Origin of the sequence: Stappia stellulata DSM 5886, assembly GCF_000423705.1 — a bacterium.
In the GTDB taxonomy this organism is placed as follows: Bacteria; Pseudomonadota; Alphaproteobacteria; order Rhizobiales; family Stappiaceae; genus Stappia; species Stappia stellulata.
In genome coordinates, this window is sequence record NZ_AUIM01000004.1 from 567,176 (window position 1) to 584,226 (window position 17,051).

Genomic DNA, 17,051 nt, shown 5'->3' on the forward strand with positions numbered 1-17,051 from the left:
CTCGGCGCGCCTGAAACGCATGTCGTCAAACGGGCGTGCGTAGCCGGAAGGCATCTCCGGCGCGCCGGCCTTGTCCGCAGCCTGACCCTGACGAAGCGCCTGTCCGCAAGCCCTGCGGTCGCCCGTCCTCGATATCCACACCCCGGCACTACATTTTGGGCCTCAGCGGACCAGATCCACAATAGATGGATTTCACCGCTTGACGCTAACAAACGATTCACCCTACCTTTCAAGCGTCCGACAGATCGTATGAAGGTTGGAGCGAAACGCTCCGCGTCCATTCCACAGACAGGCGACGTCACACCACCCGGCTTGAGCGCGGCGGCTCACGACCGATGGAGTTTCTCGACTCGTCGATACGATATGTCGTGACAGGCGTGCTCCAGCATACTATATTTGGTGCACACTCAAGACATACGGATCGCGCGGCGCACGCGCGGCAACTTTTGACAGGGCACCGTCAGCTTGAACGTCCGCGTTTTCGAAACCGCGCGGACGAGGAGCGGCGTGTTCGCCGCTGACCGGGCATGCGGCAAGACCGCGATCACTCACGACTGGCCTCAACGGGCCGAATGCACTCAAGGGGGCTTCAGGATGAAAATCGAGCGGCGTTATACCAAGGACGGACAATCGCCCTATGCGGAGATTCCGTTCCGGGTCGCCACCAGCGAGATCCGCAATCCGGATGGCTCGATCGTTTTCCGCCTCGAGAATATCGACGTTCCCACGCAGTTCTCGCAGGTCGCGTCCGACATCCTGGCGCAGAAATACTTCCGCAAGGCAGGCGTTCCGGCCCGTCTGAAGCCGGTCGAGGAGAACACCGTTCCCTCCTGGCTGTGGCGCAAGGAAGCCGATCTCGAGGCGCTGGCCGACCTCCCCGAGGACGAGCGCTACGGCTCGGAGATCGATGCGCGTCAGGTGTTCGACCGTCTCGCCGGCACCTGGACCTATTGGGGCTGGAAGGGCGGCTATTTCGACGGCGAAGCCGATGCCCAGGCCTTCTTCGACGAACTGCGCTTCATGCTCGCCACCCAGAAGGTCGCTCCCAACAGCCCGCAGTGGTTCAACACCGGTCTGCATTGGGCCTATGGCATCGACGGACCGAGCCAGGGTCACTTTTACGTCGACTTCGAGACCGGCGAGCTGACGCGCTCGGCGACCGCCTATGAGCATCCGCAGCCGCACGCCTGTTTCATCCAGTCCGTCCAGGACGATCTCGTCAACGAAAACGGCATCATGGACCTTTGGGTCCGCGAGGCGCGCCTGTTCAAGTATGGCTCCGGCACCGGCTCCAACTTCTCCCGCGTGCGTGGCGAAGGCGAACGACTGTCGGGTGGCGGCAAGTCCTCCGGCCTGATGAGCTTCCTCAAGATCGGCGACCGGGCCGCCGGCGCGATCAAGTCCGGCGGCACCACCCGCCGCGCGGCGAAGATGGTCGTTGTCGACATCGACCATCCCGATATCGAGGACTACATCAGCTGGAAGGTGAAGGAAGAGCAGAAGGTCGCGGCCCTCGTGACCGGCTCCAAGATCTGCCAGAAGCATCTCTCCGCCATCATGCGCGCTTGCGTGAACTGCGAGGGCCATGACAGCGACTGTTTCGACCCGGCGAAAAACCCGGCCCTGAAGCGCGAGATCCGTGCCGCCAAGAAGATGATGGTGCCGGAGAACTACATCCAGCGCGTCATCCAGTTCGCACGCCAGGGCTTCACCAAGATCGAGTTCCCGACCTACAATACGGACTGGGATTCGGAAGCCTATCTCACGGTTTCGGGCCAGAACTCCAACAACTCCGTGCGCGTCACCGACGGCTTCCTGTCGGCGGTTCTGGACGATGACGACTGGAACCTGACCGCCCGCAAGGACGGCTCCATTGCCAAGACCGTGAAGGCGCGCGAGCTTTGGGAACAGATCGGCTACGCCGCATGGGCATCGGCCGATCCGGGCATCCAGTATCACACCACCATCAACGACTGGCACACCTGCCCGGCCTCCGGCGACATCCGCGCGTCCAATCCCTGTTCGGAGTACATGTTCCTCGACGACACCGCCTGCAACCTCGCATCGCTGAACCTGCTTCAGTTCCGCCAGGAAGACGGCCTGGTCGACGTGGAGAACTATGAGCACGCCGTGCGCCTGTGGACCATGGTGCTCGAAATCTCCGTGCTGATGGCGCAGTTCCCGTCCAAGGAGATCGCGGAGCTGTCCTACAAGTTCCGCACGCTCGGCCTCGGCTATGCCAACATCGGCGGCCTGCTGATGACCTCCGGCATTCCCTATGACAGCGACGAGGGCCGTGCGATCTGCGGCGCGCTGACGGCCATCATGACCGGCGTGTCCTATGCCACCTCGGCTGAGATGGCCGGCGAACTCGGCGCCTTCCCGGGCTATGAGGAAAACGCCAGCCATATGTTGCGCGTGATGCGCAACCACCGCCGCGCCGCCTATGGCGAAGCGGAGGGCTACGAGGCGCTCAACACCAATCCGGTGCCGCTCGATCATGCCTCCTGCACCGACCCGCGTCTGGTGGAACGGGCCAAGATCGCCTGGGACAAGGCGCTGGAGCTCGGCCAGAAGCACGGCTATCGCAATGCCCAGTCGACCGTGATCGCACCGACTGGCACGATCGGCCTGGTGATGGATTGCGACACCACGGGCATCGAGCCGGATTTCGCACTGGTGAAGTTCAAGAAGCTGGCCGGCGGCGGCTACTTCAAGATCATCAACCGCGCCGTTCCGGCGGCCCTGCGCGGCCTCGGCTACAGCGAAAGCGAGATCGCGGAAATCGAGGCCTATGCCGTCGGCCACGGCTCGCTCGACCAGGCGCCGGCGATCAACCCGGGGAGCCTCACGGCCAAGGGGTTCGACGCCAAGGCGCTGGAGAAGGTCGCCGGGTCGCTCGGCTCCGCCTTCGACATCAAGTTCGTGTTCAACCGCTGGACGCTTGGCGACGATTTCGTCACCGGCAAGCTCGGCGTCCCGACCGAAAAGCTCGACGATCCGGACTTCGACCTGTTGTCGCACCTCGGTTTCTCGAAGGCCGAGATCGAGGCCGCCAACACCCATGTCTGCGGTGCGATGACGCTGGAGGGTGCGCCCTTTCTCAAGGAAGAGCATTACGCGGTCTTCGATTGCGCCAACCCCTGCGGCCGGCTCGGCAAGCGGTTCCTGTCGGTGGAAAGCCACATCCGCATGATGGCGGCGGCCCAGCCGTTCATCTCCGGAGCGATTTCCAAGACGATCAACATGCCGAACGACGCGGCGGTCGAGGATTGCGCCGAGGCCTACATGCTGTCCTGGCGCCTGGCGCTCAAGGCGAACGCGCTCTACCGGGACGGCTCCAAGCTGTCGCAGCCGCTGAATTCCCAGCTTCTTGCCGATGACGAGGACGACGAGGAGGATGCGGTCGAGGCGCTGGTTGCACAGTCGCAGACGGCGCGGGTGGAAAAGGTCGCGGAAAAGATCGTCGAACGCATCGTCGAGCGGGTGGTCGAACGCCCGGTGCGCGAGCGCGAGAAGATGCCGGACCGGCGCAAGGGCTACACGCAGAAGGCGCGCGTCGGCGGGCACAAGGTGTATCTCACCACCGGCGAATACGGCGACGGACGCCTCGGCGAGATCTTCATCGACATGCACAAGGAAGGCGCCGCCTTCCGCTCGCTGATGAACAATTTTGCCATCGCGATCTCGCTGGGTCTCCAGTACGGCGTGCCGCTCGAGGAATATGTCGACGCCTTCACCTTCACCCGCTTCGAACCGGCGGGCATGGTACAGGGCAACGAGGCCATCAAGAACGCGACCTCGATCCTCGACTATATCTTCCGCGAGCTGGCCGTCTCCTACCTGGCCCGCAACGATCTGGCACATGTGCCGCCGGAAGCGATCGGCAACACGGCCATGAGTTCGGGACCGAACGAGGGCCGCGCCAGCGATCAGGGGCACAGCGGCGTCGTGTCGCGCGGCCTGGTGCGCGGCCAGACCGAGCGCTTCCGCGTGGTCGGCGCGGGCGAGGAACCCGCCGGCGCGCTCGGCAGCAGTGAGACCGCCAAGGGTGGCACGACGCTGAGCTCGACGTCCGTCCATGGCCGCACGGCCGCGGTTGCCACTGCCTTCAAGCGCGACGTCGATGCCGAGACGGAAACGGCGACCGATGTCGGCACCGCCTCCCCCGCCCCGGTCGCCAGCCAGGCGCAGCAGATCGCGCAGGCCCGGATGAAGGGCTACGAAGGCGAGAATTGCGCGGAATGCGGCAACTTCACCATGGTGCGCAACGGCACCTGCCTGAAGTGCGACACCTGCGGGTCGACGAGCGGGTGCAGCTGAGGCCGCCACTCAGATGGCCCGGGCCGCATAGGATGGGCCGGTTCGGCCAGTAAGCGGCTTAAAACAAGTATTCCGGACGCTCTCGGGCGTCCGGAAATACAAATTAAGAACAAAATGTGAACGAAATCTTCCATGAAGATCCGTGTTTCGTGCTCGCACCGCGATGAGGACACGCTGGAAAGGCGCAAGGGCCATCTCTCTGCCCTGCGGCGCGATGGCCGGATTGAGCCCTGGCACAACCGTGAGATTCGTGCCGGTGGAGATCTCGACGAGGAAATCTCTGAGCCGCTTCATCGAGAGGCTGTCGCGGCCCCTGAAATACGGGTGCGTCTACCTGCAGGCCTGCGAGACGGGACCGGAGACGAAGATCCCCCTTTGGAAATGGATGACCTTCTCCAACCGCCAGCGCCCCGGTCAGCACTCGGCGGCAAGCCGCCGGCGCTGGTCTGTTGGCAGAGAAATGCTATCAACCAACCCGGTCATCAGGAACAATGAGTAGCTTAGATTACCCCGGATCCTGTCCGACGATCAGGGGGCAGCTCAAACCAAGTCAATTGACCGGCGCTCGTCCGGCAACCAGATCGCGAACGATGCGAGCGGTGACGGGCGCCAGCGTCAGTCCCAGATGACCATGGCCAAAAGCGAGGATCACGTCGCGTGCGCCCCGCACCGGACGAATGACCGGCACCGAATCTGGCATCGACGGGCGAAAGCCCAGCCAGCTCCGATTCGGTTTGCCGAGATCCGGGAAGAAGGTCCGCGCGCCCTCCTCCAACTGGGCAAACCGCCGCTCGTTCGCCGGCGCGGCCAGATCGCCCAGTTCCACCAGCCCGGCAATACGCAAACGCCCTTGCATCGGCACCATGTAGAAGCCTCGGGAGGTGGGCGAGACGGGACGCGACAAGAGCGGCGTCGGCATATCGAACTCGATATGATAGCCCCGCTCCGTGTCGAGCGGCACGCGCTCGCCGGCCTGCGCCACAAGCGCCTTGGAATGCGCACCGGCCGCGATCACAACGCGGCGCGCCGTGATGGCGCCCTCGGGCGTGGTCACCTGCACGCCGGCGCTCCGGCGTTCCAGCCGTATGGCCTGCCGGGGCAGGATGCGCACGCCCGCTTGGGTGACCGCCACCGCGAGACGCCGCATCGCCTCGCCCGGATCCGTCATACTCATCGCACCGGGAAACAGCACCGCGCCCCCCTCGAAAGGCGGCAACTGCGGCTCCAGCCGGCTCAACGCGTCGCTCGACAGCAACTCCTGCGCGATACCGTAAGTGCCACGCAATGCAATATCCGCTTCCGCGGCCTTGAAATCGCGCATCGAGGTATAGGCGTAAACGCAACCATTGTGGCGGAACAGATCCTCCGCCCCGATCTGCGCGGACAGTTCATGCCACCCACCGGCGGCCTCGGCGAGCAGAGGCGCCAGCGCGGCGACGTTGCGGCGCATGGGCCCCGGCAGAGACTCATAGGCAAAACGCAGCAGCCAGGGAAACAGCGTGGGCAGCGCCGCCTTGCGCACCGAAAGCGGCGAAACACGGCTGAACAGCAGATCAGGCAGGTTTCGCAGCACCCCCGGCGTGCCGACCGGTATGATGGCATATTCGGCGATTGTACCGGCGTTGCCGTAAGAGGCGCCGGAGCCCGGCTCATTGGGCTCCAGCAAGGTCACCGCGCGCCCGTCATCCGCCAGCCGCAAGGCAATTGTAAGGCCAATGGCTCCGCCACCGATCACCAGCACTTCCGTGTCCAACGCACCTGCCATGGACATCCCTTCCGTTTTCAAAAAATCCTGAAAATCGCGCCCCCGAGCGCTCCCCCCGCCGAAACTCTCGGCGGATCAGATCACCGGCTCGAGCAGGTGTCGGCCGTCCCGCAGCACCTCGCGCAGGCGCGTCAGCGCCTCGCGCAGCTGCTCGCGCGAGCGCGCTGCGCCAACGTTGATCCGCACCGCATGGGGCACGGCATTGCGGCTGATGGCGAAAGCTTCGCCCGACAGCACGCCAACCCCGGCCAGGCCGGCCGCACGCACGAAGGCATTGGCATGCCACGGCTCCGGTAGATGCACCCAGGCGTGGGGCGCCTGTGGGTCCTGCGACAGGTCGACGTCGCACAACATCTCGCGCACGAGCACCTGTCGCGCCTCGAACTCGCGCTTCTGCCCCTCCAGAATACGTTCCACCTGCCCGTCCTCGATCATCCGTGCGGCGATCAGCGCCGTCAGCGGCCCAGTGCTCCAGCAATTGATGCGCAGCATCGCCGCGATCTCCCCGACCAAGGTGGGCGGCGCCAGCACTGCACCGAAGCGCAGCCCTGGAGCGATGCTCTTGGAAAAGCTCCCCAGATGGATCGTGATGTCAGGATCGCTGGCGGCGAAAGCCTGAGGCGTATCGTCCTTTAGCGGCCGGTAGACATCGTCCTCGATCAGCAGAACGCCATGGCTCCGGGCGGTTTTGGCCAAGGCACGACGGCGGTCGCCGGACAGCGTGACGGTAGTCGGATTATGCAGCGTCGGCACCAGAAACACCGCGCGCGGCGTCAGTTCCGTACAGGCACGGGCAAAGGCGTCGGGCCGCATGCCCTCACCGTCCATCTCCACCGGCTTCAGAACGAGGTCGAGCGACCGGCACAGCGCGCCGATGCCCTGATAGGTCACCGCGTCGGCAAGAATGACGTCGCCCGGTCGCGCAATTGCCGACAGCACGCAAGACAGTCCGTGCTGCGCGCCGTTTGTCACCAGCAGACGCTGGGGCGGCGCCTCACTCCCGATCTGCGTGGCGAGCCAGCCGGCGACCGCCTCACGCGCCCAGTCGGGGCCTTCCGGTTCGTGGAAATCCTGCAGCGCGGCGTAACGCGGGTCTTCCGGCAGGCGCGGCAAGAGCGTTGCCAGCGCTTCCAGATAGCCGGCCGTCGCCGGCCGGTTCACCGACAGGTCGATGTAGCCCTGCTCGTCCAGCGGCGCAGATTTGAAATGCGCCGCCTCCCGCTCCGCGGCGATCAACGACCCCCGGCCCGGACGGCTCGTGACCAGGCCCCGCTCCTGCAGCTCGGCAAAGGCGCGGGTGACCGTGGTCAGATTTACCCCCGCCTGACGCGCGATGTCACGTTGCGACGGCAAACGCTCCCCGGCGACCAGCTCGCCGGATGCGATCTTCGCGGCAATGGCATTGGCAATCTGACGGTAGATCGGCGTCTCGGCGTCGGTGAACGCGGTCTTGTCGAACAGTGCGGACAGCAGCCCTCTCCTCTCTTCCCCGTCGTTTCAACCGGCACGCCACCGTCTGGTCGACCGGCAGCCTCCTGCCCAACCGTTCGACCGGCGCACACCCGTGCGGCCACTCTACCGTCGCGTCGGCGGATCTTGCGTCCTCGGTCACGCGGCCGGGATGCCCCCCCCGGACCATCCGCTTCATGGCATAGCACCGCTTTTTGTCTGACGTAAACACCAGACAAAGGCCAGACAAGCACGATATCTCACGCAACGCAATATCGGGTTCGCCCCGATTTCTTTCAAAAAATTTTGCTAATCACCGATTGACGGACCAAAAAAATCACTGATAGCGTTTGATTGATCGCTTTGTATGGTCACACAATTTTCACTCACGGAGGTCGCGCCGCACCGGCGCGAAGGAGTGGAGCAATGCTGGAGGAGCACCCAAATGAGACATCACGCGAAGAAACTCGCCAACTATGCGCTTGTCGCCGCGACCGCCGCGGTGCTGATGGGCGGCAGCGTTCAGGCAGAAACCCTGCGCCTGTCGACCCTGAAAAAGCCCGGTTCCGAGGGTGAGGCAGCGGCGCTGCGCTTTGCCGATCTGGTCGAACAGGGCACCGACGGGCGCATCAAGATCAAGGTCTATCCCGCCAGCCAGCTCGGGGACTGGACGGAGGTCTACGAGCAGGTCATTCAGGGCGCCGTCGACATGGCCATGCAGCCGCTGGCGACCAGCAGCGACAAGCGCCTCGCCATCACCTGGTTTCCCTATGCCTTCATCGACTACGACACCGCCCGGGAATCGCTGTCGCCCAACGGCGCGGTCTTCTCCATCGTCAGCGACGTACTGGAGCCGCAGGGACTGACCCCGCTCGGCGTGTTCGGCGCCGGCATGGGGGGCGCGGGCTTCGCCAAGCCGGTCGAGAACGTCAAGGACTTCGACGCCAAGCATGACCTGAAGGTGCGGGTGTGGCCGGGCGGCATCACCCACCGGGTGCTGCTGGAACGGCTGGGATACAACACGGCGACCGTGCCCTGGGCCGAACTCTACACCGGCATGCAGACCGGCGTTGTCGACGGCCAGGTCGGCGGCACGGCGAACATGACGCTGGAATCCTTCGAAGACATCACCAGGACCTGGGTCCAGTACAACACCCACTTCGAGGGCGACTGGTTCATCGTCAATTCCGCCACCTATGCGAACCTGGAGGACAAGGATCGCAAGGTGCTGCTGGAGGCGGCGCAGCAGGTCAGCGCCGAACGTTTCGAGGATGTCGCAGCGGCCGACGCCGCCGCCCTGGCGACGATGCGCGAGGCCGGCATCGACGTCGTCACCTTCGACAAGACTGAGCTTGAGGAGCTGGCGGCGATCGTGCGTCGCGACGTCTGGCCGAACATCGCCGACGAACTCGGCGAGGAGACGCTCGGCAAGCTGAAGGCCTCGCTCGGCGTGGAGTGATCCGAACGCCATTTCGGGAGACGAAGCGGATCGTCGCGGCCCCGCGCGATCCGCTTCTTGCCTCAGGGCAGTGACAAAGCGATCGGGAGGACGCGCCAGCATGCAGAACGAGACGGAAACGGAAACCACAGCGGCGGGAGACACGGCCTCGCCGCTTGCCGCCTCGCCAGACACGGTGAACACACCCCGCTTTCTGCGAGGCGGCGCGCTGACGGCCTGGAACTGGACGCTGCGCCTGCAGCGGATCCTGCTCGTGGCCTGCGGTGCGGCGCTCACCCTGCTGATCGCCATCCAGGTCTTCACCCGCTACGTAATGGGCATCTCGATCTTCGGGATCGAGGAACTGGCGAGTTTCGTCGCCGTCTATCTCTATTTCCTCGGCGCCAGCCACGGCGCCTGGGAGCGCGGGCACATCTCGGCAAGTCTGGTGGAGCTGATCCTGCCCTACGGCCGCTCCCGGCTGGCGCTCAGCGCCCTTGCCGGACTGATCACAGTCGTCCTGGCCGGCTGGATGTCCGTATGGGCCTGGCAGTATCTCGACTACACCATCGGCCGGGGCACCATGTCGCTGGAAACCGGCCTGCCGATGTCCTGGGTCTATGCCATCATCCCCGTCGGGCTCAGCCTGATGACGCTCTATTTCACCGTTGAATTTGCAGAACGCGTCCGACGCCTCGTCCTGGGCCCGGCGGCCGACGGGGAGGCGGTGGCGTGAGCGATATCATCATCTATGACGCCCTGCTGCTGACCCTTCTGCTGGTCATCGGCGTGCCGGTGCCCTTCTGTTTCGCCGGCGCGGTGCTTTTTCTCGTGCTGTTCGGAGATTTCGGTTCGGCCAGCTTTCTGATCGGAGCGGGCTATTCGAAGCTCTCCTCCATCGTGGTCATCGCCATTCCGCTCTACATCCTCGCCGGCAGCATCATGAGCCGCGGCGGAATCGCCGAACGTCTCGTGGACCTGGCCGACAGCCTTGTCGGCCGGATGCGCGGCGGCCTGGGCATCGTGGTGATCATGGCGACGGCGGTGTTCGGCGCCATCTCCGGCATGGCCTCCTCGGCGGTGGCGGCAATCGGCACCATCATGATCCCGCGCATGGAGGCTCGCGGCTACGATCGCGGGTACGCCACGGCGCTGGTCTCGGCTTCGGCGGTGCTGGCGCTGCTGATCCCGCCAAGTGCCTCGATGATCCTTTTCGGCTGGGTCACCGGCACCTCGATCCTGGCGAGCTTTCTGGCGCCAGTGGTTCCAGGCCTCCTTCTGTGCACGCTGCTGGCGTTCTGGAACCGCGTGCTGACCCGGCGCATGCCGCTTGTGACGCCGCCTTCGGTCGATGCCCGCCAGTTCGCGCGCGAGGTGGCCCGGCGCGGACGCAGGGCCGGCATGGGCCTGGTGATGCCGGTGCTGATCCTGGGCTTCATCTATGGCGGCGTGACCACCCCCACCGAGGCGGCCGCCGTGGCCGTTCTCTACGCCATACCCGTGTCGATCTATCTTTATCGCGACATCGACTGGACCGACCTGGCGGACGTGATCTGGCGCGCCGGACGCACCACCGGCGTGCTGCTGATGATGATCTTCTTCGCATCCATGCTGGGCCGGGTCTGGACGCTGGAAGACGTGCCGCAGCAGATCCTTGAGAGCTTTCTTGCGATCAGCGAAAACCCGATCGTCCTTCTGCTGATGGCCAATCTCTTCCTGATGATCGTCGGGATGTTCATGGAAGATGTCAGCGGCATTCTGCTGGCCGCGCCGCTGCTGCTGCCGGTGATGCAGCAAGCCGGCGTCGATCAGGTGCAATTCGCCGCGATCATCGCCACGAACCTCGGGATGGGACTGATCACCCCGCCAACGGCTCCGATCCTCTATTTCGCCGGGCTGATCGGAAATGTGCCGCTCGCGCGCATGCTGTTGCCCACGCTGGTGTTCGTTTTCCTGGCCTATCTTCCCGTGGTGCTGCTGACGACCTTCCTGCCGGCCCTGTCGCTCACTTTGCCGCGCCTGATCCTCGGCGGGTGAGCCTTGAGCGCGTCCCCGTCACGGTGTTCACCGGTCGGGGACGTCACACGCTCCGCCTCCGCGAAGGGGGGAAGCGCCAGCCTTGAGCATCCCATAAAACGACCCGGAAATGTGCGCGAAAGTCATCTGCTATCGCAGCACGCGGATGCTCCGCACGCGCCCCGTTGGGACGAAACATGACGACGGAAATCAGAATGCCAGCGCGCAGCCACGGCATCTCCGCCCAAAGATTACTTGTCTCGGTTTTCTGAAGCGAGAAGGACGGGCGCACGGGTCAAAGCGACGCTCGGGTCTCTTGCAGGTCGGAGCCTGGCCGCTCTCTTCACTCTATCGCTTGCGCCACCCGTCGCCGCACAAGTGTCCCTGGCGCTCTTCGCCCTGAAATCGCGACACGTGATCAAATCCACGGGCAGCGAGAAACTCCGGCCGCCCGGTGGCTGGAGCGTCAACAAGGCGTCACGGTCGTCATGGCCTACCAGACGAGCACGGAGATCCCTGTCGCCATCGACAATTTTCTGGATCGTGCGCCGGGAGAGGCCGGCCAGCACTTCAAACTCGAGAGCGAGACAATCGCGAACATCGCGGACCTGGCGATCGACCTCAGTGTGGAAACAGCGGTGCTGATCCACGGCGACGCATTTCTGGCCTACGCCTGGGACTACGATCCGGCTTCGGGTGTGATTCGCGTCGGACACTGAACGTGCCCGACCGCAGTCATTTCCGCTCGCCTCACACACGGTGCGACACCGAAGCGCGCGGGCTTTCATTGTGAAGGTGCCGGTCTCGACAATCCCGAGACCGGCCCTGGAGACAATCAGCCCGACTTCAGGCGATCTTGACGAGTTCCACGTCGAAGGTCAGCGCCTTGCCGGCCAGCGGATGGTTGGCATCGAGCAGCACCTTGTCCTCGGTCACATCGGCGATGACGACGTTCATGGTCTGGCCGTCCTGCGTCTGCACCTGAAGCGGGGTGCCGGGCTCGGTCGGGATATGGTCGGGAAAATTCGCCCGGTCGACGGCCTGGACGCGGTCGGGCACATGCGCGCCATAGGCGTCTTCCGGCTCGATGCGCACCTTGCGCTTTTCGCCGACTTCCATGCCGGTCACACCGTCATTGAGCCCGGGGATGATCTGACCGGATCCCAGTTCGAAGGACAGCGGTTCGCGGCCTTCCGAACTGTCGAAGACGGTGCCGTCGTCCAGCGTGCCCGTGTAGTGAAGATGCAGCGTGTCGCCCGGCTTGGCTTGGGTCATGAAGAGTTCTCTTTCGGGAGGGTGTGGGTTTGACGAAGCCCGGTGAAACATCGGGCACTCAGTCGCTCGAGTCACAGGCTCGCAAGTCTGTCGGGCGATGTAAACCCGTGAATTCGCGCGAACCGAAACGCCGCCCGAGCATGCCGGCCGCGGCCACGTTGCGCATTTTGTCTTCGCGGCCCGCCGACACCCGGCCCGCTCACCGAAGGCTCACCTTCCAGATGCTGCCGCGACGCCGGCCTCTCCTTACGTTTTCCGCCCAACGACGAACCGCGCCGGCGGGCTCTTGGGGAAGGTGCCGGTCTCGACGATCTCGAAGCCACCCTCCGAAATGATCGCCTCGACATCCTTCGCGGTCAGGAAGTGCACCAGCGGCGCCTTGCCGAACAGGCGCATCACCGGAATGATGAAGCGGAACACCGGGTTCATGTCGCCGAGGCAGACGGTCTTGGAAAGGAACAGGCCACCCGGGCGCAGACGATCCGCGATCCGGGAAACGGCCGCGCGCGGATCCTCCATCAGATGCAGAACGCTGAAGGCAAGCACCGCGTCATAAGGGAGCTCTTCGGCCGGCAGATCGCTCAACGCGGCCCTGAGAAAGCGGATTTTCGTGTCATCGGCCGCGGCCGCCTTTTCCAGTGCGATGTCGATCATCTCCTCGGAGAGGTCGCTCGCGGTATAGGCGCCAACGCAACCGGCAAGCTTGAACGCCGTCGTGCCGGTGCCGCAGCCGACCTCCAGCACCCGCTCGACCCCGTCGATATGCGCGCGCACCCGCTCCAGCGTATGCGCATAGGCGGCTTCGTCGCCGACGGCGCGCGCTGCATATTTGCGGGCCGCCTTGTTCCAGAACCGCCGGCTGGTCTCCTTGACCGAACGCATGTCGATAGCCTCGATTTGACCACAAGAGGACCGAGCCTCAACCGGGTGTCTGTTACAGATAGCGTTCCAGCAGCGTCGTGACCTCTTTGTCGCGCGCGCGCTCGCTCTCGCCGCCGATCACGACGGCAATCACCCGCTTGCCTCCCCGTCCGGCGGAAGCCGCGAGATTGTAGCCCGACAGGCTGATATAGCCGGTCTTGATGCCGTCGACCCCGGCGACACGGCCCAAGAGGTTGTTGGTCGCCTCGAAGGTCCGCCCGTTGTAAGTGAAGGAGCGGGCCGTAAAGGCCCGCGCACGTGCCGAATGACGGCTTTTCAGGGCGCGGGCCAGGATCGCCATGTCCCGGGCCGTCGTCACCTGGCGCGGGTCCGGCAGGCCCGAAGCGTTGACGAAACGCGTGCGGCGCATGCCGAGCGATCTCGCCTTGGCCGTCATTTGGGCGGCGAAGGCACTCTCGGATACGGCAAGGTTTTCCGCCACCACAACGGCAACGTCATTGGCCGACTTGACCGCAAGCGCCTGCACCGCCTGACGCGCGGAAATCGTCGTTCCGGCCTTCACGCCGATCTTGGCGGGCGGCTGGCGCGCGGCATCTTGGGAAACCCGCAAGGCGGTGTCGAGCGAAAGCCTGCCGTTGTCGAGTGCATCGAACAGCAGGTAAAGCGTCATCATCTTTGTGAGCGAAGCCGGATAGCGCAGGCCGTCGGCAGCCTCTTCGTAGAGCACCGCGCCGCTCGCGGCATCCACGACGATGGCGGCATGGGCCCGCGGCGTTGCCTGCCCACCGGGCACAAGGCCCAGTTCCGCGACCTGACCGGGCATTTCCGGCAAGGGCGCCGTCTCCACGGCAGCGACCGTCGTGGGCGTCCGGCTGTCGACAGCTCCCCCCTGCGGCGCGGTCTGACATGCGGCAAGGGCCAGCAGCGCGCCAGCCAGCACGGCAACCGCGCGTGTGCGCAGACCGAGGCGCGAGCCGGCGCGGCCCGTATCGTCACTCGACTGCTGGCCAAAAACAGGGTCCACGGCTCGCTCCTTTGCGCTGAAAGCGGCGCCACCATAACGAAACGGCAGGCGGACACAAGGAACTCCGGAAAAAGCGATGACAGGGCGGGACCGGCACCGTCGAAGGCGGCGGCGTCACGCGACCTTCGTGTCTTTCGTCGTCACATCGTCCGCGCCATCGTCTTCGCTCCGGCCGCCCGAAAGCGCCAGAGCAAGATCGATAAACAGCTTGGCGGGAAGCGGCGGGGCGAAGATATAGCCCTGCGCGGCGGAGACGCCGAGTTCACGCAGGCGCTCGATCTGCTCCATCGTCTCCACGCCCTCGGCGATGATGCCCATCCCGAGATTGTCGGCAAGCTCGACCATGGTGTCGACGATGGTGGTCGAATTGTCATCGGTGCCGAGGCTGTCGATGAACATCTTGTCGATCTTGATGATGTCGATGCCGAGTTTTTGCAGATAGGCAAAACCGCCGTGGCCGGTGCCCACATCGTCAAGCGCCACACGCACGCCGATGGCCTGCATCTCCGCGATGATCTTGCGAGCCGTTTCCATGTCCGACAAAGGCTGGCGCTCGGTCACTTCCATCACGATCTGCTGGAAGGCGATTTGCGACCCGCCATAGATCTGCTGGATGTCCTCTATGATCTGCCGATCCTCGAAATGGCCGGCGAAGAGATTGATCGACAGCTTGAACTCGGGGTTCTGATAGTAGAGATCGCCGACCTCCTCGCGCGTCTTGCGCATGATCTGGCGGGTCATCTCGAAAATGTGCCCGGATGTCTCGGCAAAGGTCATGAAGGCGCCTGGCGAAATCACCGAACCGTCCGGCCGCGCCCATCGCATCAGCACCTCGCAACCGCGCAGGCGCCCGGTCTCGATGTCCATGACGGGCTGATAATAGGGGACGAATTCGCCCTTGCGGATGGCCTGGACGAACTCGTCCTCAGCCTCGCTTTCCGGGCGCCAGGAGAACCAGACACCGACGGCCACAAAGAGGACGGCGAAGCCGACGCAGGCGATCGCCGCGACGACCTTGAGGTCGCGCACCAGATTGTCGGCGGCCGAGGCCGGCGCCGTCACCACGGCGATCATCGGGTATTTCGTCGACTGCACCTCCGCAACAAGCTCTTCGCCCGCGCCATTGCCGTCGCGCTGGGCGGTTTCGCCGGAGCGAAGCCAAACGACGCCGTCGCCGAGATGAAGCTCGACCAGACGGTGCGCCCGCAGATAGTCCGGCCCCGGATCGATGGAGATCGCGACCGGCGAAATTTCCGCAAGCAGGCGGTTGCCGTTGCCGATCCGCCAGCTCACAAGCGCGACGCGGGTGCCCTCGAAGGCCCGGGCGCGCATGCCGATGCCAACGAGCGGGGCGTCGGACTTCAAAACCGGCAACACTGCCTCACCGGTCGCGGGCAGTTCCGGGACATTGCACATCAGCACGCCGGAAGCGTTCACGACCCCGATCATCTGGACAAAGGGCGCGGAGATGACGCCCGCATGAAACGCGGCGCGATCCGTCGGGGCGCAGGTGACGAGCCCGTCCTGGTCCAGGGTCTGGAGAATGGACACCGCATCGCCAATGGCCTTTTCGGCCCTGAGCACGTAGCGTTCGGCGATGGCCGTCATTTCGGCCTGCGCCTGGGTGACCGCATAATTGTTTAGGATGTAGTTTGCCGCGACGAGCGGCGCGAGCGCGAACGCAAGCGCGATCATCAAGGTCCTGAAAAAGAGGGTATAGCGATGCGACACGGTTGGTCCCGGATTAAGGCAGCCTTCGCATTATGGTGAAGCTTCGTAAATGACCCCTGAAGACCGGACGCACGCTTTGACAAATAACGTCCTTTTCGATCAAAAAACGTCAGAAACCGGCAATTTGAGCAACGGGGATTTCCATGCAGGCATTGTTTATCGGTCAGGCCTATATCGACATCACCTTTCTGACGGACAAACTGCCGAGCGGCGATGAGAAATCGATTGCCCGCGACTATGCCGTAAGCTTCGGCGGAAACGCCGTCACGGCAGGCTTCACCTGCGCCAAGCTGGGGATCGCGCCCGATATCATGTGCTCGCAGGCAAACGACTGGCTGGCGCGCATGTTTCTCGACATGGCGGCAAGCTACGGCATCTCCATCCACGGCCGGAAGGTCAGGGAATCCTCCCTTTCCTTTATCATGCCCAAGGACGGCAAGCGGGCGATCGTGCGGTGCCGCGACGACGATTATCTCCACCCGTTCCAGCATCTGAGCCTGGCCGGATGCCGCGCACTGCATCTTGACGGACACATGCCGGATGCCGCTCTCCACTACGCGCAGGCCTGCCGGGAGGCTGGCGTTCTCACGTCACTGGACGGGGGAGCCGTGCGCGACAACACCGAAGAACTCCTGCGCTATATCGATGTGGCAATCGTCTCGGCGCGCTTTTGCGAGCAACTCGGTCTTTCGGTGGGTGAAACACTCGACTACCTGCGCAGCCGTGGCTGCCGCGTCGGCGGCGTCACGCTCGGCGACGAGGGAATGTACTGGTACGAAGGCACCGGCCCGACCTTGCATCTCCCCGCTCTCGACGTGCCTGCGTCGAAGGTGGTCGACACCAACGGCGCGGGCGATGTCTTTCACGGAGCCTATGTCTATTCCTGGCTGTCCAGCACGCAGGCCTCGTGGAGCGATCACTTCCGCTTCGCGCGGGGGGCGTCGGCCCACGCGATTCAGCACCTTGGAAACGAAGCCAGCCTGCCAAACCGGGAAAATGTGAGGACGGCCAGTACACTATGGCCGGAAAAACCGGTTTCCGCCGCATTTTGACCCGGATCTGGTTGCGCAGTGTCGCCGGGCGAGGGTTGTCCTTGCCTGGCGCTTGGCGCATCGTAGTGCTCCGCAGGCAGGGGCGGAGCATTCAAA

13 protein-coding genes are annotated in these 17,051 nt (G+C 64.4%); 7 read left to right on the forward strand and 6 right to left on the reverse strand.

The window, feature by feature from the left end; translation table 11 throughout:
- Window positions 1–594: 594 nt before the first annotated feature.
- Window positions 595–4,323, forward strand: a complete 3,729-nt coding sequence (locus tag G572_RS0102825; protein ID WP_029057200.1) for a vitamin B12-dependent ribonucleotide reductase — start codon at window positions 595–597, stop codon at window positions 4,321–4,323.
- Between the two features lie 132 nt (window positions 4,324–4,455).
- Complete coding sequence (locus G572_RS0102830; protein WP_156884462.1) at window positions 4,456–4,818, forward strand: hypothetical protein; 363 nt, start codon at window positions 4,456–4,458, stop codon at window positions 4,816–4,818.
- A gap of 55 nt (window positions 4,819–4,873) precedes the next feature.
- On the opposite strand, the gene G572_RS0102835 is transcribed toward G572_RS0102830, so the two are convergent.
- Both G572_RS0102835 and G572_RS0102840 read right to left on the reverse strand, forming a co-directional pair.
- Window positions 4,874–6,088 carry an NAD(P)/FAD-dependent oxidoreductase gene (locus G572_RS0102835; RefSeq protein ID WP_029057202.1) on the reverse strand — a complete coding sequence of 405 codons (1,215 nt, stop codon included), beginning with the start codon at window positions 6,086–6,088 and terminating at the stop codon, window positions 4,874–4,876.
- A gap of 75 nt (window positions 6,089–6,163) precedes the next feature.
- On the reverse strand, window positions 6,164–7,561 hold the full coding sequence (locus G572_RS0102840) for an aminotransferase-like domain-containing protein (protein WP_342664758.1): 1,398 nt from the start codon (window positions 7,559–7,561) through the stop codon (window positions 6,164–6,166).
- 421 nt (window positions 7,562–7,982) lie between these two features.
- Here G572_RS0102840 and dctP point away from each other — a divergent pair, with 421 nt between their 5' ends.
- The 4 genes from dctP (at window position 7,983) to G572_RS0102860 (ending at window position 11,710) form a co-directional block, all read left to right on the forward strand.
- On the forward strand, window positions 7,983–8,996 hold the full coding sequence (gene dctP / locus G572_RS0102845; protein ID WP_029057204.1) for a TRAP transporter substrate-binding protein DctP: 1,014 nt from the start codon (window positions 7,983–7,985) through the stop codon (window positions 8,994–8,996).
- A gap of 100 nt (window positions 8,997–9,096) precedes the next feature.
- A complete protein-coding gene (locus G572_RS0102850; RefSeq protein ID WP_029057205.1) occupies window positions 9,097–9,711 on the forward strand; it encodes a TRAP transporter small permease in 615 nt (204 codons plus the stop codon).
- A complete protein-coding gene (locus G572_RS0102855) occupies window positions 9,708–11,012 on the forward strand; it encodes a TRAP transporter large permease (protein WP_029057206.1) in 1,305 nt (434 codons plus the stop codon). The genes G572_RS0102850 and G572_RS0102855 overlap by 4 nt, the downstream gene beginning before the upstream one ends.
- A 467-nt stretch (window positions 11,013–11,479) precedes the next feature.
- The gene (locus tag G572_RS0102860) at window positions 11,480–11,710 is read left to right on the forward strand and encodes a hypothetical protein (RefSeq protein WP_029057207.1); all 231 of its coding nucleotides are present in this window, start codon (window positions 11,480–11,482) and stop codon (window positions 11,708–11,710) included.
- Between the two features lie 127 nt (window positions 11,711–11,837).
- On the opposite strand, the gene G572_RS0102865 is transcribed toward G572_RS0102860, so the two are convergent.
- From G572_RS0102865 to G572_RS22165, 4 genes are all read right to left on the reverse strand, one after another.
- Entirely contained in the window at window positions 11,838–12,266 is a 429-nt protein-coding gene (locus tag G572_RS0102865; RefSeq protein WP_029057208.1) for an FKBP-type peptidyl-prolyl cis-trans isomerase, read from the reverse strand.
- Window positions 12,267–12,512: 246 nt separating this feature from the next.
- Window positions 12,513–13,148 carry a class I SAM-dependent methyltransferase gene (locus tag G572_RS0102870; protein WP_029057209.1) on the reverse strand — a complete coding sequence of 212 codons (636 nt, stop codon included), beginning with the start codon at window positions 13,146–13,148 and terminating at the stop codon, window positions 12,513–12,515.
- A 52-nt stretch (window positions 13,149–13,200) separates the two neighbouring features.
- Window positions 13,201–14,172, reverse strand: a complete 972-nt coding sequence (locus G572_RS0102875) for a D-alanyl-D-alanine carboxypeptidase family protein (RefSeq protein ID WP_084649838.1) — start codon at window positions 14,170–14,172, stop codon at window positions 13,201–13,203.
- Between the two features lie 114 nt (window positions 14,173–14,286).
- Entirely contained in the window at window positions 14,287–15,903 is a 1,617-nt protein-coding gene (locus G572_RS22165) for an EAL domain-containing protein (RefSeq protein ID WP_051241498.1), read from the reverse strand.
- A 143-nt stretch (window positions 15,904–16,046) separates the two neighbouring features.
- Between G572_RS22165 and G572_RS0102885 the strand changes: the two genes are divergently transcribed.
- On the forward strand, window positions 16,047–16,955 hold the full coding sequence (locus tag G572_RS0102885; RefSeq protein ID WP_029057211.1) for a sugar kinase: 909 nt from the start codon (window positions 16,047–16,049) through the stop codon (window positions 16,953–16,955).
- Window positions 16,956–17,051 lie beyond the last annotated feature (96 nt).